Source organism: Catellatospora methionotrophica, assembly GCF_011297335.1.
Taxonomy (GTDB): Bacteria; Actinomycetota; Actinomycetes; order Mycobacteriales; family Micromonosporaceae; genus Catellatospora; species Catellatospora methionotrophica.
Window position 1 is genome coordinate 318874 of record NZ_JAAOTJ010000003.1, and the last position, 16978, is coordinate 335851.

The 16978-nt window shown below is 72.4% G+C and carries 16 protein-coding genes; 6 read left to right on the forward strand and 10 right to left on the reverse strand.

Translation table 11 applies throughout. The features are described 5' to 3' along the window. Window positions 1-10 precede the first annotated feature (10 nt). On the reverse strand, window positions 11-1282 hold the full coding sequence (locus HAV40_RS12045) for an MFS transporter (protein WP_166381030.1): 1272 nt from the start codon (window positions 1280-1282) through the stop codon (window positions 11-13). A gap of 92 nt (window positions 1283-1374) precedes the next feature. On the opposite strand from HAV40_RS12045, the gene HAV40_RS12050 reads away from it, so the two are divergent. Further along, a complete protein-coding gene (locus tag HAV40_RS12050) occupies window positions 1375-2340 on the forward strand; it encodes a GlxA family transcriptional regulator (RefSeq protein WP_166381031.1) in 966 nt (321 codons plus the stop codon). 143 nt (window positions 2341-2483) lie between these two features. Here the strand turns inward: HAV40_RS12050 and HAV40_RS12055 are convergent, their stop codons facing one another. After that, the gene (locus HAV40_RS12055; RefSeq protein WP_239086965.1) at window positions 2484-3386 is read right to left on the reverse strand and encodes a hypothetical protein; all 903 of its coding nucleotides are present in this window, start codon (window positions 3384-3386) and stop codon (window positions 2484-2486) included. Between the two features lie 35 nt (window positions 3387-3421). Here HAV40_RS12055 and HAV40_RS12060 point away from each other — a divergent pair, with 35 nt between their 5' ends. From HAV40_RS12060 to HAV40_RS12080, 5 genes are all read left to right on the forward strand, one after another. After that, on the forward strand, window positions 3422-3628 hold the full coding sequence (locus HAV40_RS12060) for a DUF2277 family protein (RefSeq protein WP_166381032.1): 207 nt from the start codon (window positions 3422-3424) through the stop codon (window positions 3626-3628). A 108-nt stretch (window positions 3629-3736) separates the two neighbouring features. Further along, window positions 3737-4375 carry a flavin reductase family protein gene (locus HAV40_RS12065; RefSeq protein ID WP_166381033.1) on the forward strand — a complete coding sequence of 213 codons (639 nt, stop codon included), beginning with the start codon at window positions 3737-3739 and terminating at the stop codon, window positions 4373-4375. 92 nt (window positions 4376-4467) lie between these two features. Continuing rightward, a complete protein-coding gene (locus HAV40_RS12070) occupies window positions 4468-5616 on the forward strand; it encodes a sporulation protein (protein WP_166381034.1) in 1149 nt (382 codons plus the stop codon). A gap of 130 nt (window positions 5617-5746) precedes the next feature. Beyond that, window positions 5747-6103 (forward strand): VOC family protein, encoded by a 357-nt coding sequence (locus HAV40_RS12075; RefSeq protein ID WP_166381035.1) that lies wholly within the window; start codon window positions 5747-5749, stop codon window positions 6101-6103. Between the two features lie 369 nt (window positions 6104-6472). After that, window positions 6473-8863 (forward strand): ATP-binding cassette domain-containing protein, encoded by a 2391-nt coding sequence (locus HAV40_RS12080; RefSeq protein WP_166381036.1) that lies wholly within the window; start codon window positions 6473-6475, stop codon window positions 8861-8863. A 350-nt stretch (window positions 8864-9213) separates the two neighbouring features. On the opposite strand, the gene HAV40_RS12085 is transcribed toward HAV40_RS12080, so the two are convergent. The 8 genes from HAV40_RS12085 to HAV40_RS12120 all read right to left on the reverse strand — a co-directional run bounded on the left by HAV40_RS12085 (window position 9214) and on the right by HAV40_RS12120 (window position 16953). Further along, window positions 9214-10710, reverse strand: a complete 1497-nt coding sequence (locus HAV40_RS12085; RefSeq protein WP_275413530.1) for an MFS transporter — start codon at window positions 10708-10710, stop codon at window positions 9214-9216. Window positions 10711-10815: 105 nt separating this feature from the next. Further along, the gene (locus tag HAV40_RS12090; protein ID WP_166381037.1) at window positions 10816-11298 is read right to left on the reverse strand and encodes a hypothetical protein; all 483 of its coding nucleotides are present in this window, start codon (window positions 11296-11298) and stop codon (window positions 10816-10818) included. Window positions 11299-11355: 57 nt separating this feature from the next. Continuing rightward, on the reverse strand, window positions 11356-11982 hold the full coding sequence (locus tag HAV40_RS12095) for a DUF998 domain-containing protein (protein WP_166381038.1): 627 nt from the start codon (window positions 11980-11982) through the stop codon (window positions 11356-11358). A 35-nt stretch (window positions 11983-12017) separates the two neighbouring features. Beyond that, on the reverse strand, window positions 12018-12344 hold the full coding sequence (gene cutA / locus HAV40_RS12100; protein ID WP_166381039.1) for a divalent-cation tolerance protein CutA: 327 nt from the start codon (window positions 12342-12344) through the stop codon (window positions 12018-12020). A 118-nt stretch (window positions 12345-12462) separates the two neighbouring features. Next, complete coding sequence (locus tag HAV40_RS12105) at window positions 12463-13806, reverse strand: extracellular catalytic domain type 1 short-chain-length polyhydroxyalkanoate depolymerase (protein WP_166381040.1); 1344 nt, start codon at window positions 13804-13806, stop codon at window positions 12463-12465. Window positions 13807-14012: 206 nt separating this feature from the next. Beyond that, window positions 14013-15059, reverse strand: a complete 1047-nt coding sequence (locus HAV40_RS12110) for a LacI family DNA-binding transcriptional regulator (protein WP_275413529.1) — start codon at window positions 15057-15059, stop codon at window positions 14013-14015. Beyond that, window positions 15056-15793 (reverse strand): EcsC family protein, encoded by a 738-nt coding sequence (locus HAV40_RS12115; RefSeq protein ID WP_166381041.1) that lies wholly within the window; start codon window positions 15791-15793, stop codon window positions 15056-15058. Before HAV40_RS12115 ends, HAV40_RS12110 begins: the two co-directional genes overlap by 4 nt. After that, the gene (locus HAV40_RS12120; RefSeq protein ID WP_166381042.1) at window positions 15790-16953 is read right to left on the reverse strand and encodes an amidase family protein; all 1164 of its coding nucleotides are present in this window, start codon (window positions 16951-16953) and stop codon (window positions 15790-15792) included. The genes HAV40_RS12115 and HAV40_RS12120 overlap by 4 nt, the downstream gene beginning before the upstream one ends. Between the last annotated feature and the right edge of the window lie 25 nt (window positions 16954-16978).

Genomic DNA, 16978 nt, shown 5'->3' on the forward strand with positions numbered 1-16978 from the left:
CAGGCGACGATCATGCGGCCAGCCGCCAGCGCCGCACCACCCCCGGCCGCACGATGGCCAGCGACATCGCGGTAGCGGCCAGTGACAGCAGCCCCGCCCCGTAGAAGGCCGTGGCGTACGAGCCGCTGCTGTCCCGGATCAGGCCCGCGACCAGCGCGATGCCCGCCGCGCCGAACTGGTGCGAGGCGAAGACCCAGCCGAACACGATCGCCCCCGACGCGCCGAAGTGCTGGCGGCACAGCGCGATCGTGGGCGGCACGGTGGCCACCCAGTCCAGCCCGTAGAACAGGATGAACACCAGCATGCTCGGGTGCGGGTCGGCGGCGAACAGCCCTGGCAGCAGCATCAGCGACAACCCGCGCAGCGCGTAGTAGATCCCCAGCAGCCAGCGCGGATCGAACCGGTCGGTCAGCCAGCCCGAGGCGATGGTGCCGACGATGTCGAAGATCCCGACCAGCGCCAGCAGGCTCGCCGCGGTCGTGGTCGGCATGCCGTGGTCGTGCGCGGCCGGGATGAAATGCGTGCCCACCAGCCCGTTGGTCGTCGCCCCGCAGATCGCGAACCCGCCCGCCAGCAGCCAGAACGTACGCGTCCTCGCCGCGTCGCGCAGCGCGCCCAGCGCCCGGCCCGCCGCCCCCGTGGCAGCCACCGGAGCAGGCGGCGGCGCGTCCGGATCCGCGCCGTACGCCGTGATGCCCAGGTCGGACGGGTTGTCGCGGAGCAGCCACAGCACCAGCGGCACCACCAGCAACGCCGACCCGGCGACGGTCAGCGCCGCCGCCTTCCAGTCGTAGGCCTGCACCAGGTTCGCCAGCAGCGGCAGGAACACCAGCTGCCCGGCCGCGCCACCGGCGGTCAGCACCCCGGTCACCAGGCCCCGGTGCTTGACGAACCAGCGGCTGGTGAACGTGGCCACGAACGCCAGCGCCATCGACCCGGTGCCAAGCCCGACCAGCACGCCCCACAGCAGCATCAGCTGCCAGCTCGCGGTCATGAACACGGTCAGCCCGCTGCCGGTGGCGACCAGCAGCAGCGCCCCGGCCACCACCCGGCGCATACCGAACCGCTCCATCAGCGCGGCGGCGAAGGGCGAGGTCAGGCCGTACAGCACCAGATTGATCGACACCGCGGCCGAGATCGTGCCGCGCGACCAGCCGAACGCCTGCTCCAGCGGCTCGATGAGCACGCCGGGCGTGGCCCGGAATCCGGCCGCGCCGACGATGGACACCAGCGCCACGGCGGCGACCGCCCAGGCGAGATTCTGGCGCCGTGTCCTGTTCACCCTGTTCTCCAGCAATGTCACGCGACCATGCTCCCGGAATACATGCACCCGCAACCAGTGGCCTGAGCGCCACTATGTGAAAGAATTCGGCCATGACCGTACGCCACCGTGTCGCCGTGCTCGCCCTCGACGGGGTGATGGCCCTCGACCTCGGCATCCCCAGCCAGGTGTTCGGCTGCGCCAGCGACAGCGCCGGCCACCGGCTCTACGAGACCCGGATCTGCACCCCCGACGGCGGCCCGATCCGCGCCAGCGCGGGCTTCGCGGTGACCCCCGACCATGGCCTCGACCTGCTCGACTGGGCCGACACCGTGATCGTGCCCGGCATCCACCGCGACCGCCTCGACGCCGCCACCACCGTCGCGGCCATGGCCGCCCTGCGCGCCGCCCACACCGCCGGCAAACGGATCATGTCCATCTGCACCGGAGCGTACGTGCTGGCAGCCGCCGGTCTGCTCGACGACCGCCCCGCCGCCACCCACTGGGCCTACGCCGAGGACTTCCGCGGCCGTTTCCCGCAGATCGCGCTAGACGCCGACGTGCTGTTCATCGACGACGGCGACGTGCTCACCTCCGCGGGCGTCGCCGCCGGACTCGACCTGTGCCTGCACGTCATCCGGCGCGACCACGGCAGCGAGGTCGCCAACCGGGCCGCCCGCCGCTGCGTCGTGGCCCCCTGGCGCGACGGCGGCCAGTCCCAGTTCATCGAACGCCCACTGCCCGCCCCCGGCGACACCTCCACCGCGGCGACCCGCGACTGGGTGCTGACCCGCCTCGGCGACCCCCTCGACCTGGACCAGCTGGCCCGTCACGCCCGCATGAGCGTACGCACCTTCACCCGCCGCTTCCGCGAGGAGACCGGCCTGTCACCGGGCCGCTGGCTCACCCGCCAGCGCGTCGAACACGCCCGTCACCTGCTGGAGAGCACCGACCTCACCATCGACCAGGTCGCCGACCGCGCCGGCTTCGGCACCGCCGTCTCCCTGCGCCAGCACCTGCGCGCCACGGTCGGCACCGCCCCCCTCGCCTACCGCCGCACCTTCCGCACAACGACCTGACCGCCCCCGCCCCCGCCCCCGCTTTTCATCGACGCTGGCCTATTACATCGAAAAAATCGCGCTTATTTTCGCTGTAATAGGCCAGCGTCGATGGAGTGGGGGGAGCTGGCCCCGGCAGCGGGTCAGCGTGTGGGGTGGGGGTGTCAGGTGCGGGTGCCCGCGGCGGGGGCCCGTGTCGTCGTCTCGGCGGGACGGGTCGGGGTGAAGTGGCCGTTGCGGCCTGCCCGCCAGAGGCCCCAGAGCGCGAGCAGTGCCGCGACGATCAGCGGGCCGCCATCACGGACCAGGCCGTCGACGCCGAGCATCAGCAGGCACAGCGGCAGGTGCATCACCAGCACCAGCAGGGTCAGCAGCACCAGCAGCCAGCGCGCCCACGCCTTGCCCTTGACCAGGAAGATGCTCAGGAACAGCGCCGAATAGCTGACCACCAGCGCGAACACGAACCAGCCCACGACCACGGGCAGCAGCGTCACCTCGCCGGAGAACACCCGCCCGATCGACACCACGCAGGCGACCAGCATCAGCGCGCTGTAGCTGAACACGGCGACGCGGGTCGTCAGCACCCAGCCGGGCACCTGCGGGCGGGGCGGCATCGGCTTGCGGGTCAGCCCGTCGCGGCTGATCCACCAGCGCAGCTTCGGCCTGGCCAGATACTCCTGCACACTCGCCGACCGGTACAGCAGCAGCACGACGGTCAGGCACAGCACCACGACCACGCCGAAGCCGATGATCCCGGGCACGGCGGGCACCCCCTGCTTCGGCACGACCAGCCGCGCCAGCGCGAACAGCGTCGTCACCGCCAGGATCAGCCCGAACGGCGCGGCGCCGTGCCGCCCCCGCCACAGGTGGAAGATCAGCACCAGGAACAGCAGGGAGCGCAGCAGCGCCCAGGCGGTACGCACGAACAGCGGGTAGCCGCCGTCGGTGGCGTAGTACCAGTTCAGCCACTCGACCGAGGCGGTGGCCAGGGCGGTCAGGGCGAGCAGGACGGCCAGTACGCGTACGGCGGCGGGTCGGCTCTCGGTCATCGGGGCGGCAGCGGACACTCGTCCATGATGCCCATGGGCGCACAATGGCAACCATGTGCCGCAGTATCAAGACCCTTCGCCCGCCGTTCCAGGAGATCGTCACCGAGGAGGACATGCAGGCCGCCGCGCTGCAGTACGTCCGTAAGATCTCCGGTTTCCGCGCCCCGGCCGCGCACAACGCCGAGGCCTTCGACAAGGCGGTGGCCGCCGTGGCCGCCGCGACCGCGGAGTTGCTGGCCACCCTGCAGGTGCGCCGCTAGCCCGGATGCCGCGTCCGTTCCCCGCCAGCACCGTGCCGGCCGGCCCGGCAGGCTCGGCAGCAGGCCCCGGCACCGCGGGGCGCGGACGCGACCGGCAGGACGGCGACAGTGCACCAGACCCTCGACCTCAAGGTGCTGTACTTCGGCACCCCCGTGGTCATCATCAGCTCCCGCAACCCGGACGGCACCACCAACCTGGCCCCGATGTCGTCGGCCTGGTGGCTGGGCAGCACCTGCGTACTGGGCCTGGGCGACAGCGCGCGGACGGCCGCCAACCTGCGCCGCGAGCGCGAGTGCGTGCTCAACCTGGTGCCGTCGGACCTGGTCGACGCCGTGGACCGGCTCGCGCTGACCACGGGATCGCCGGAGCCGTCGGCGCGCAAGCGGGCCATGGGCTACCGGTACGTGGCCGACAAGTTCGCCGCCGCCGGGCTGCGCCCGCAGCGCTCGGACCTGGTCGCGCCGGACCGGGTGGCGCAGTGCCCGATCCAGCTCGAATGCGAGATCAGCGGCGCGTTCCCGATCGGAGGCCCGGAGCCGTCCGCGACCGCGTTCACCGTCGAGGTCCGCCGCGCCCACGTCGAGCAGGACCTGATCATCCCCGGCACCGGGTACGTCGACCCGATCGCCTGGGACCCGCTGATCATGAAGTTCTGCGAGTTCTTCGGCGGCGGCGACAACATCCACCCCTCCCGCCTCGCCGAGGGCTGGCAACTGCCGCACGGCCGCCTGGCCCCGGCCACCTGATCGCTCAACCTGCCCGGCACCTGGCCGTATACCGGCCGAGATACGCGCGGGATCGCAGATCTTGAGGGCCGTACGGCGGCATGATGGTGGGTATGGTCCTGCGGCGCATTCTCAGCAGCCTGGGGTTCGGCGGGGTGGATGTCGACACCGTGCTGACCACGCCGGTGATCCGGCCGGGCGGCGCGTTCTCCGGGCAGGTGCGGCTGCACGCCAGGGGCGACGTGGACATCACCTCGGTGCAGCTGCTGCTGGTCGCCTCATCGGGCGGTACGCAGGTCGAGCTGGGGCGCTATCCGGTGGCCGAGCGGCTGACGCTGTTCGGGGGCGCCGGGCAGGCCGTCGGCTTCCACCTGGCCGCGCCGTACAGCACCCCGTTCACGCTGGTGTACGGGCAGCCCATGCCCGGGGTGAATGTCGGGGTGCGCACGGAGGTGACCGTCACGCAGGGTTCGGCGAAGACCGACTTCGACGCGCTCGGCGTCGAACCGACCGAGATCACCCAGTACACGCTCGACGCGCTGGGCACGATCGGCAGCCGGTTCGTGCGCAGCGAGCTGCGGCCGGGTTCGCCGGTGACGCAGGCGATCACCTTCTACGCCCCGGTCCCGCAGGGTCAGCCGGTCGGTCCGCATGTCCCGCAGCTCGTGTTCACCCTCGCCGCCGACCAGCAGGGGCTGACCGTGACGGCCGAGGTCGCCGGGCGGCCCGGCCCCGGTGATGTGCACCGGGTGACCGAGGAGCAGTTCCGGGCGCTGATCGCGCAGCCCGCCGCGTGGATCGAGCTGGTCGACGGCTGGGTGCGTCGCGCCCTGGACCGCGTCGCGGCGCTGCCCGACCAGGACCCCGGATCGTTCATGCGGCCGCCGGTGCAGGCCGGACCGGCTGCGGCCGGCCAGGCCCGCAAGCCGTACGCCTACCCCGCGCAGGGCGCCGGAGGCTACCGCTACGGCGGTTACCGGGGCGCGGGCACGCTGATCGGCGCGGGGCTGGGCGGCGCGGCGCTGGGTTTCCTCGGCGGCATGGTCATCGGCGACATGATCCACGACGCGGTCACCCCGGACGCCGCCGCCGACACCGCCGACGCACAGGACCCCGGCACGGCCGACACCTACGCCGACACCGGCGACGCCGCGCAGGCCCCGGACGCGGGCGGCGGCTACGAGGCGGGCGGCTACGACCCCGGCGGCTACGACGCGGGCGGGTTCGACTCGGGTGGCTTCGGCGACTTCGGCGACTTCTGACGGCAGCCAGCCGAGCCCTGAGGAGGCCCCGGGACTCGACAGACCGGTCAGGAATGGAGAAGCCGCAGCCCAGCGCGCTCACCTACAGTGACGGCGATGGACCTCACCGACCTCTGACCTGGGAGTGAACATGACCGACTCGTCGACCGCGGGCATCCTGACCGTCCTGCACCCGGTATCCGACCTCGCCGCCGCGAAGGCCGTCTACAGCGCGCTGCTCGGCATGCCGCCGCAGACCGACTCGCCCTACTACGTCGGCTTCGAGGCCGCGGGCCAGCAGATCGGGCTGGTGCCCGGCGGCGGGCCGCAGGGCATGACCTCACCGGTGGCGTACTGGCACGTGCCCGACATCGAGGCCAAGCTCGCCGAGGTGACCGCCGCGGGCGGCACGGTCAAGGAGCCCGCGCACGATGTCGGCGGCGGCCGTCTGGTGGCCACCTTCACCGACCCCGACGGCAACGTGCTCGGCCTGCTCCAGGACAGCTGACCGAACGCTCGGCGGGGTCGGCTCCGAACGGCCGACCACATTCGGGTTCGCCTCTACCGTACGCCGTACGCTAGCATCGTCGGGCGCCCCTCCCGGGGCGTGGCGACCGGACCCGCACGCTCGCGACCAGCCTGCTTGCCCGACCGGGCCGCAGGCCGGTCGTCCGCAGTGGCCCGGACCACATGGTGACCACGGTGCGCCGCGCCGTGGCTACCGTGGTTGCCGCGCCGGGGCGCGACCGGATCCGCCGATCCGGGGAACGACGCGCGCCCGGGACGCCCTGACGATGGACGCACAGCAGCGCTGCTCGATTCCGGCCGGCTCGAACCAGGCGATGCCGACCGGGCCCGCCCGACAGATGGAGACACGATGACGAAGGCCACGAGGACGGACAAGCCGTCGCCTGAGCAGCACGCCGCCGACAGCCACGACCTGATCCGCGTGCACGGCGCGCGGGTGAACAACCTCAAGGACGTCAGCGTCGAGCTGCCCAAGCGCCGCCTCACGGTGTTCACCGGGGTGTCCGGCTCGGGCAAGAGCTCGCTGGTGTTCGGCACGATCGCCGCCGAGTCGCAGCGGATGATCAACGAGACGTACAGCGCGTTCGTGCAGGGCTTCATGCCGACGCTGGCCCGGCCCGACGTCGACGTGCTCGACGGCCTCACCACGGCGATCATCGTCGACCAGGAGCGCATGGGCGCCAACGCCCGCTCGACCGTCGGCACGGCCACCGACGCCAACGCCATGCTGCGCATCCTGTTCAGCCGCCTCGGCAAGCCGCACATCGGCTCGCCGCAGGCCTTCTCCTTCAACGTCGCCTCGATCAGCGGCGCGGGTGCGGTCACCATCGAGAAGGGCGGCACCACCACCAAGGAGAAGCGCAGCTTCAGCATCACCGGCGGCATGTGCCCGCGCTGCGAGGGCATGGGCCGGGTCAGCGACTTCGACCTGTCGGCGATGTACGACGACAGCAAGTCGCTCAACGAGGGCGCGCTGACCATGCCCGGCTACAGCATGGAGGGCTGGTTCGGGCGCATCTTCAGCGGCTCGGGCTTCTTCGACATGGACAAGCCGATCCGCAAGTACAACAAGCGGGAGCTGCACGACCTGCTGTACAAGGAGCCGACCAAGATCAAGGTCGAGGGCATCAACCTGACGTACGAGGGACTGATCCCGAAGATCCAGAAGTCGATCCTGTCCAAGGACGTCGAGGCGCTGCAGCCGCATGTCCGCGCCTTCGTGGAGCGGGTCATCACGTTCGGCACCTGCCCCGACTGCGGCGGCACCCGGCTGAGCGAGGCAGCCCGCTCCTCGAAGATCGGAAAGATCAACATCGCGGACGCCTGCGCGATGCAGATCAGCGACCTCGCCGACTGGGTACGCGGCCTCGACGAGCCGTCGGTCGCGCCACTGCTGGAGAAGCTGCGCCACACCCTGGACTCGTTCGTGGAGATCGGCCTCGGCTACCTGTCCCTGGACCGGCCCGCGGGCACCCTGTCCGGCGGCGAGGCCCAGCGCACCAAGATGATCCGCCACCTCGGCTCGTCGCTGACCGACGTGACGTACGTCTTCGACGAGCCGACCATCGGCCTGCACCCGCACGACATCCAGCGCATGAACGGCCTGCTGCTGCGCCTGCGCGACAAGGGCAACACCGTCCTCGTCGTCGAGCACAAGCCCGAGGCGATCGCCATCGCCGACCACGTCGTCGACCTCGGCCCCGGCGCGGGCACCGGCGGCGGCACCGTCTGCTTCGAAGGCACCGTCGACGAGCTGCGCGCCAGCGACACCCTCACCGGCCGCCACCTCGACGACCGGGCCACCCTCAAGGAGAAGGTCCGCACCGCCACCGGCAGCCTGCAGATCCGCGGCGCGAACGCCAACAACCTGCGCGACGTCGACGTCGACGTGCCGCTCGGCGTACTGACCGTCATCACCGGCGTCGCCGGTTCCGGCAAGAGCTCGCTGGTACACGGCTCGATCCCGGACGACGCGGGCGTGGTCTCCATCGACCAGGGCGCGATCCGCGGCTCGCGGCGCAGCAACCCGGCCACCTACACCGGGCTGCTCGAACCGATCCGCAAGGCGTTCGCCAAGGCCAACGGCGTGAAGCCCGCCCTGTTCAGCGCCAACTCCGAGGGCGCCTGCCCCACCTGCAACGGTGCGGGCGTCATCTACACCGACCTGGCGATGATGGCCGGCGTGGCCACCGTCTGCGAGGAGTGCGAGGGCAAGCGCTTCATGGCCTCCGTGCTGGAGTACCACCTCGGCGGCCGCGACATCAGCCAGGTCCTGGCCATGTCGGTCACCGACGCCGAGCAGTTCTTCAGCGCCGGCGACGCGAAGACCCCCGCCGCGCACGCCATCCTCGCCCGGCTCGTCGACGTCGGCCTCGGCTACCTCAGCCTCGGCCAGCCGCTCACCACCCTGTCCGGCGGCGAGCGCCAGCGCCTCAAGCTCGCCACCCACATGTCCGAGAAGGGCGGCGTGTACGTCCTCGACGAACCGACCACCGGCCTGCACCTGGCCGACGTCGAACACCTGCTCGCCCTGCTGGACCGGCTCGTCGACTCCGGCAAGTCCGTCATCGTCATCGAGCACCACCAGGCCGTCATGGCCCACGCCGACTGGATCATCGACCTGGGCCCCGGCGCGGGCCACGACGGCGGCCTGATCGTCTTCGAGGGCACCCCCGCCGACCTGGTAGCCGCCCGCTCCACCCTCACCGGCCAACACCTGGCCACCTACGTCAACAGCTAAGCCCGCTCGGCTCGGCTCGGCTCGGCTCGGCCCGGCCCGGCCCGGCCCGGCCCGGCCCGGCTCGGCTCGGCTCGGCTCGGCTCGGCTCGGCTCGGCTCCGGCGATGATCGCTGTTTGTGGTCAAAACCTGCGGTTGGGCCGCACCTTCTGACCACAAACGGCGATCATCAGCCGACGCCCCGGACGGCAAGGTTAAGAAGGGCACCTTCCTCTACGCATAGCGATGGGAAGGTGCCCTTCCTTCGAGCGGAGCGGCCGAGCGGTGCCAGCGGCCGAGCGACCGAGCGACCGAGCGACGGGGCGGCGAGCGGCAGGGCGGCGGGCGGCGGGCGGCCGAGAAGCGCGGACGGTCAGGCGTCGTAGCCGGTTGGCTGGTCGACGGCCGGTTGACGGCGTGACAGGTCCATGCCGGGGGCCCGCCCGCCGGGTGCGCCAGGCGGGCGGCCTGCGGACTGTGGACGGGTGGGTTGTTCGGCGGCGGCGCGGCGGCTCGCGTGTACGTCGACCAGCGCGATGACCAGCGATATGAGTACGAAGGCGATGGTGACCCGTAGCCCGTGCCGGAAGGCCAGGGCGAAGTCGCCGCCGGACGACGCGACCGTGGCGAAGAAGACCGCGCCGACGACCGCGATGCCGACCGCCGCGCCGATGCGCTGGCCTGTCTGCAGCACTCCCCCGGCGCTGCCGGCGCCCACCACGGGCACCTCGGCCAGTGTCAGCGTCTGGTTCGGGGCGATGACCAGGCCGCTGCCGATGCCGGCGATGAGCAGGGGCAGCGCGGTCGCCCAGCCGTCGTGGCGGCCGGGCACCAGCTCGACGGCGATCTCGACGCCGACCAGTCCGATCGCCACCAGCCCGAGGCCGATCGCGATCAGGGCCCGGCCGACCCGGGTCACGACCCGCCCGCCGAGACTTGCCGAGACCGCCGAGCCGAGCGCGAACGGCACCGTCGCGAGACCGGCCTGCAGCGCGGTGTAGTGCAGTCCCTGCTGCAGGTACAGGGTGAAGATGAAGAAGATCGCGGTGAACCCGGCGAAGTAGGCGAGCCCCAGCAGCGCCCCGAGGGCGTACGAGCGGCGGCGGAACAACCCCAAGTCGACCATCGGATGCCCGCGCCCGGCGTACCAGCGTTCCCAGGCCACGAAGCCGCCCAGCACCGCCACCCCGGCCGCCAGCAGCAGCCACTTGCCCGGCCCGGCCCAGACCTCCTCCTGGATCAGCGGCAGCAGCACCAGCACGACACCGGCGGCCAGCAGCACCACCCCCACCGGGTCGAAGCTCTCCTTACGCCGCTGGTCGTCGCAGAACTTCGGAATGAAGCGGTACGCCAGGATGATCGCCAGTGCCCCGACCGGCACGTTGACGTAGAACACCCAGCGCCAGCCCTCGGCCACCCCGGCGGCCTGGATCAGCAGACCGCCGAGCAGCGGGCCGATCGCGGTGGAGATGCCGACGGTCGCGCCGAGCAGGCCGAACGCTCGCCCCCGTTCCGCACCTCGGAACAGCTGCTGGATGAGCCCGCTGATCTGTGGATTGATGATGCCGCCCGCCGCGCCCTGCACGATGCGCGCGACGACCAGCCACAGCGCGCCCTGGGCGAGCCCGGCCGCCGCGCTGGCCAGCGTGAACAGCGCCACTCCGGCGACGAACGCGTTGCGCCGCCCCTTCAGGTCGCCGAACCGCCCGGCGGGCACCAGCAGTAGGCCGAAGGCCAGCGCGTACCCGGAGACCACCCACTGCAGCGCGCTGTCGGAGGCGTGCAGTCCTTCCCGGATCGACGGCAGCGCCACGTTGACGATGCTCACGTCGAGCAGCGCCATGAATCCGCCCACCAGGCACACGCTCAGTGCACGCCAACGGCGCGGGTCCGGCGTGTAACCGTCACCTTCGCCACCCGTACGCACAGGTCAGAGCCTATCGGCGAACCGTGCCCGCAAGTCTGCTTTCGCCCGTCACCGTCCGGATCGCACCTGCTGGACGGTGCCCAGGCCCTCCGCCACGCGTCGCATCAGGTCGTGCCGGGTCACCTTCTCGTTGATCAGCCGCGTGGCCTGCTCGATCCGGCGGCGACGGTGACGCCGCCGATCGACGCGGAGCCGCAAGCCCACGGCGGCGAACACCACACCGCCGTCCCGTAGCCGGAGGTAAACCCCGTCCGGGTCGGCGGTGGCCTGCGCCACCTGCGCGAACACGATCTCCCGTCGAGAGTTCCCGACGATGATTCCGTCCCTGGTCAGCACCAGCGGCTCGTGCCAGCTCGCCTGCAGGATCAGCATGCCTGCGGCTGACGCGAGCCCCGTGACGATCGTCGAGGCGACGGACCCGGCGTCCTCGATCAAGCCGGTCAGGGCCGCGACGGCGACCAGGAGGTAGGTCAGCCCCACCACGCCGCAGCGGATGAGGCGGATCGCGGGTGAGGGCCAGGTGCGTGACACCCGCGGAGCATAGACCAGCCCGCACCGCCTGCCAGCTGCGGTTTCTTCGCAGCGATGTCAGTCGCTCGCGACGCTGGCTCTGACGCGCCAGGCGAGCGCGGTCAGCCAGGTCCAGCCGGCGAGCAGGGACAGTCGCTGCCACAGCCCGGCGGTGTCGACCAGCGACGGGTCCTGCTGGAAGCCGACCCCGGACGCGAGGAAGAAACCGAGGAAGGCGAGCCCGGACAGCACCGAGTAGGTCGCCCAGCCGGGGCCGGAACCGGCGGCCAGCACGAAGGTCGCCGCGGCGAGGGTGAAGAACGCGAGCACGGAGAACAGGTCGTGCAGGATGCCCGCGGCGGTGTGGTCGACGAGCAGGTCGGGGGTGCCCGCCGGGTAGCCGCTGACTGGGTCGGTGACGAACAGGCCCGCGCCGATCAGGCCGATGCCCCAGAGCCCGACGAGCCCCGCGCCGATCTTGCGGCGTACCCCTGAAAGGCGCAGCAGACCCGCCGCGAACGCGACCGTGAGCAGCCCGCAGGCCAGGAAGACCGCAGTCTGGACCCAGCCGTACGGGCCGAGCGCCAGCGAACTGACCGGATGCCGCAGCGGGTCGTAGCCGCCCGGCTTGACCGCGCCCTGGATCAGGAACGCGACGACGAACAGCGGACCGGCGAGCACGCCACAGGTGCACAAGGCCTTCATGCCCGTCGATTGTGCTCCGGGCGTGCCACGTGCCGTCACTGGCCTGTTTCGGCGGTGACCCAGGCCAGGTAGGCGGGGTTGCCCGCGAGCACGGGCGTGCAGACGATCTCCGGTGTCTCGTACGGATGCCGGTCGAGCAGGTGGCGCTCCAGTGCCGGGTAGCCCGCCGCCGTGGTCTTGAGGACGACCGTGAACTCCTCGGCCTCCTCGATCGCGCCCTGCCAGCGGTACACGCTGCGGATCGGGCCGCCGACCTGCGCGCACGCCGCGACCTTCGCCTCGACCGCCGAGCGGGCCAGTGCCAGCGCCGCGTCCCGGTCGTCCAGTGTGGTGACGACCTGCACGAACGTCGCCTCACCCATCTTCGCCTCCGTCATCGCCGACTACCGGCCACGCTAGCCCGGACGGCAACCGGGTGCCGTACCCGTCCCCGGTCACGGTCTGCGGGCAGATCGTGGCCGGGGACGGGTCACCGGTGGATCAGGCGATGGTGCAGGTGCTGCCGTTCAGGGTGAACGACGGCGGCTTGCCGGTGTTGCCGGTGTGGTTGGCGTTGAACCCGACGGTGGTGCTCGCGCCGGGCGCGAGGGTGCCGTTGTAGTTGAGGTTCCGGGCGGTCACCGTGCCGCTGGCGGGCGTGTACGTCGCGCTCCAGCCCGACGTGATCGCCTGGCCGCCGGGCAGGGTGAACACCAGTGCCCACCCGTTGACCGTGGACGTGGCGGTGTTGGTGATGGTGATGTTCGCGGTCAGGCCGGTGTTCCACGGGTTGACCGTGTACCCGATCCGGCACGAGCCCTGCGGCTGCGGGCTCGGCGACCCGCTGGGTGAGGGCGGGGCGCTGGGTGAGGGCGGGGCGCTCGGCGAGACTGACGTGCTGGGCGACGGGCTCGGCGGCGCTGAGGTGAGGCCGAAGAACTGGATCGCGAGCAGGGCCTGGCCGGACAGCGGCAGGTTGTGGCCGACCCCGGCGAGGCTGATGCCCTCGACCGCGGCGTTGACGCCCGCGCTGCCGTAGCGGGTCCGGGTCCAGCCCGACTGCGGGGTGTCGGTGTACGCCGGGGTCTGGCTCACCCCGTGCACGTTGGTCCACTGCTTGATCGCCTCGCCGAAGTTCGGGTAGCGCAGTGTCGTGTCGTCGGTGCCGTGGAACAGCTGCATGCGCGGCCGGGGGCCGCTGTAGCCGGGGTAGCCCGAGCGGACCTGGTCGCCCCACTGCTGGGCGGTCTTGATGAGCTGGCCGTTGGCGCAGGTGGTGTTCCACATCGAGCCGTCGGTCGTGGCGAAGCACCCGTACGGCACGCCCATGAACGACGCGCCCGCCTTGAACACGTCCGGGTACGCCCCGAGCAGGACGTTGGTCATCATGCCGCCGGACGACGCGCCGGTGGCGTAGACGCGGTCGGCGTCGCCGCCGCGGTTGGCGACCACCCAGCGCACCATCGAGACGATGCTCAGCGAGTCGCTGCCGCCGTTGTGCGTCAGCGACGCCGGGGACGACACGTCGAAACACGCGCCGCTGCGGGTCGCCGACGGGTAGATCACGATGTACTTGTACTGGTCGGCGAGCTGCGCGAACTGCGTACCCGAGTAGAAGGCCGGGCCGGTGCCGGTGCAGTAGTGCACGGCGACCACGATCGCGGGCCGGGTGCCGACGTTGTCGGGCACGTACAGGTGCATTCGCAGGTTGCTGGGGTTGGTGCCGAAGTTGGTGACCTCGGTGAGCGTCGCGGCCACGGCCGGCGGCGAGGCCACGACCAGTCCTCCCACGACGGCCAGGGCCGATGCGGCGACCGCCAGCAGCGACCTGACTCCTCTGCGCATGGTGTCTCCTCCCGTGGCGGGGCAGCGCCACTGAGAAACGTTTCCAATATGTAGGCGAATGCATTCGACCGAACCATAGACATCGATGCGATGAGGGGTCAAGCGAACCCGGTCACCGATACTTCCGCCCGCCCGCCGAGCGGCTCAGCTGTCGATCACGGTGCCAGGGTGGGGACACCCCGCCGAACACGTCCCCAAGTTCATGATCAACGCGGCGGGGCGGTGCTGGCGCGGGCGATGAGGGTGGTGGCGAGTTCGAGGCGCAGGCGGGGTGGGGCGGTGCCGGTGGCGAGGGTGAGCGCCAGGTCGGCGGCGGCGGCGCCCATGTCGGCCAGGGGCTGGCGGACGGTGGTGAGGGCGGGGCCGCTCCAGCGGGCGAACTCCAGGTCGTCGAAGCCGACGACGCTGAGGTCGTCGGGGATGCGGCGACCCGCGCGGCGGGCCGCCTCGTAGACGCCGAGGGCTAGCAGGTCGTTGCAGCAGAACACGGCGGTCGGCGGGGTGGGCAGGGCGAGCAGGGCGCGGCCGTGGCGCAGGCCGTCCTCGTAGGACAGCGTGCCGGAGCGCAGCAGGGACGGGTCGACCTCGGCACCGGCGGCGTCCATCGCGGCGCGGTAGCCGTCCAGGCGGGCGCGGGCGGCCAGGAAGCCGGGCGGGCCGCCGATCATCGCGATCCGGCGGTGCCCGAGTTCCAGCAGGTGACGGGTGGCGGTGAGGCCGCCGTTCCAGTTCGCCGCGCCGACCGAGGGCACGCTGTGCACCGGCTCGCCCGTCGGGTCCAGGGCCACCAGCGGGATGCCGCTGGCCGCGAGGCGGGCGTGCTCGCGGCGCATGGCCGCGCCGTACACCGCGATGACCGCGACCGGCCGCCGCCGCAGCACGTGGTCGAGCCAGCCGGGCCCGGACGCCGTCTCGGTGAAACCGACCGCGAGCTGGCGCGCGTTGGCGACCTGCGCCACCCCGCGCATGATCTCGATGGCCAGGTGGCTCTCCAGCGCCTGGAACGCGACCTCCAGCATCGGGGCCTGGGTGACCGCGTCCGGGCGGCGGTAGTCCTGCTCGCGCAGCACCTGCTCGACGCGCTGCCGGGTCTCGGCGGCGACCCCGGGGTGCCCGTTGAGCACTTTGGACACCGTCGGCGCGGACACCCCGGCCAGCCGCGCGACGACCGCGACCGTGGTCTCGCCGCGCCGCCGGCCGCGCCGCGTGACCGGCACGCCCTTGCCGGTCACGGACGGGTCGACAGCGGTCACTGCGAGGCCGGGCGCGGGTGCGGCACGGCGGTCAGCGTGGGCGGGCGGTACAGGTTGATGGTGCGCGAGGCGAGGTCGTTGACGGTCGACGAGTTCGCCCACGCGCCGAACACGATCGCCGCGAACGGGATCGCCTTCGCGGCGACCTTGCGCACCGCACGCATCCCGGCCATCTGCGCGAGCTTCCAGCTCAGCCGGCCCAGCGCCCGGCCGACTGGGGCCCGGCTCGCCGTGGTGCCGACTCCCTTGGCCAGCGCGACGCCGACGCCCTCGCGCCCCTGGGCGACGCCGAGCGCCAGCCGGGCCGCCTCGGTCGCCTTGTGCACCCGTTGCAGCACCAGCAGGTCGGTGGCCCGGTCGGGGTGCGTCGGGTCGACGCCGTACACGGCGGCCAGGTGCAGCACCAGGCGGCTCTGCGTCCAGGCCAGGGTGGCCAGGTCGGCGATCGCGCCGGGCAGGCCGACCGAGCCCGACACCGCGCCGGTGAACCGGGCGTGCCGCCGGAACCGCTTGACGGCCAGCTGTGCCAGGCCGTCGGGGTGCATGTGCGGGTACCTCGTGCGCATCCGTGCGACCCACGCCGCGGCCTGCGGCCCGATCCGGGTCACCGCCTCCAGCGCCAGGTACTCGGGGGCGTACTGGGGGTCGGCCTTCATCTGCTGCCACAGCCCCGGCGGCGGGGCGTCCCGCACGTCGAGGTCGTCGGTCGGCGCGAGCGCGCCCGGTTCGGTCATCGCAGTACCTCCGCGAGTTCGAGCAGGGACTCGTCAGTGCCGGGCGCGCCGATCAGGCACAGCCCGACGGGCAGGCCGCCGACGGTGGCGCCGGGCACGCTGAGCGCGGGCAGGCCGACGACGCTGGAGATGCCGGTCAGGCCGAGGATCGGGGCGCGCAGCGGGCCGGTGTCGACGCCGCGCCCGGGGGCGGGCGCGGGCGCGGTCGGGATGACCAGCACCGCGCCGTCGAGCAGCCGCGCCATCGTGGTCCGGACCGCGGCGATCTCCCGGTCGGCGGCGAGGAGTTCCTCGTGGGTACGGGCCGAAGCCACGCGCACCCGCCCGCCCACCCCGGGGCCGAAGACGGGTTCGTGCTCGCGTACCCAGTCGCCGTGGCGCTGCCAGAACTCCCAGCCGGTGCGCACCGCGTACGCGAAGCGGTAGTCGGGGGCCGGGGCCGCGCCCCACAGCGGTTTCTCGTCGCACGGCAGCGTCGCGGCCAGCCGCTCCAGGGCGGGCTGGAGCGCCTGGCGCACCGCCGGTTCGGCCAGCTCCCACAGGTCGGCCGGGGCGAGAAGGCCACGGATCGGGGTGGTGTCGGGGCCGCCGGTCAGCAGCACGCCGGTCCCGGTGCGCAGCAGGGCCAGGTCACGGGTGAGCAGGCCGGGCACGTCGAACGAGCCGCACAGCGGCACGACGCCGGCCCGGCTGACCCGGCTGTGGCTGGGCCGCAGGCCGTACAGGCCGCACCAGCCCGCGGGGATGCGCACCGAGCCGCCGGTGTCGGTGCCCAGCCCCAGGTCGGCCGAGCCCTCCGCGACCGCGGCGGCGGTGCCGTTGGACGAGCCGCCGGTGATGTGCCCCGGTGCGGCCGGATTGTCCGGTGCGCCATAGTGCGCGTTGGTGCCGAACAGGCTGTACGCCATCTCGTCGGTGTGCGTCTTGCCGACGATGCGCGCGCCCGCGCCGGTCAGCACGGCCACCGCCGCAGCGTCGCGGATCGCGGGCGGGTGCGTGGCGAGCCAGGTCGGGTTGCCCGCGCCGGTGGGCAGGCCCGCGACGTCGAACAGGTCCTTGACGGCCAGGCGCACGCCTTGCAGCGGACCGGCGGACTCGGGGCGCGACGGGACGTCGCCCACCCAGGGCACGTACGGGCCGGGGATCGGCAGCTCGGTCATCGGCACTCTCCTACCACGAGCGCCC

Bases quoted from the DNA above. Each gene is read 5' to 3' on its own strand.
- HAV40_RS12050 (WP_166381031.1), top strand. From the start codon at position 1,375: ATGACCGTACGCCACCGTGTCGCCGTGCTCGCCCTCGACGGGGTGATG.
- HAV40_RS12060 (WP_166381032.1), top strand. From the start codon at position 3,422: ATGTGCCGCAGTATCAAGACCCTTCGCCCGCCGTTCCAGGAGATCGTC.
- HAV40_RS12070 (WP_166381034.1), top strand. From the start codon at position 4,468: ATGGTCCTGCGGCGCATTCTCAGCAGCCTGGGGTTCGGCGGGGTGGAT.
- HAV40_RS12075 (WP_166381035.1), top strand. From the start codon at position 5,747: ATGACCGACTCGTCGACCGCGGGCATCCTGACCGTCCTGCACCCGGTA.
- HAV40_RS12080 (WP_166381036.1), top strand. From the start codon at position 6,473: ATGACGAAGGCCACGAGGACGGACAAGCCGTCGCCTGAGCAGCACGCC.
- HAV40_RS12095 (WP_166381038.1), bottom strand. From the start codon at position 11,982: ATGAAGGCCTTGTGCACCTGTGGCGTGCTCGCCGGTCCGCTGTTCGTC.
- cutA (WP_166381039.1), bottom strand. From the start codon at position 12,344: ATGGGTGAGGCGACGTTCGTGCAGGTCGTCACCACACTGGACGACCGG.
- HAV40_RS12105 (WP_166381040.1), bottom strand. From the start codon at position 13,806: ATGCGCAGAGGAGTCAGGTCGCTGCTGGCGGTCGCCGCATCGGCCCTG.
- HAV40_RS12115 (WP_166381041.1), bottom strand. From the start codon at position 15,793: ATGACCGAACCGGGCGCGCTCGCGCCGACCGACGACCTCGACGTGCGG.
- HAV40_RS12120 (WP_166381042.1), bottom strand. From the start codon at position 16,953: ATGACCGAGCTGCCGATCCCCGGCCCGTACGTGCCCTGGGTGGGCGAC.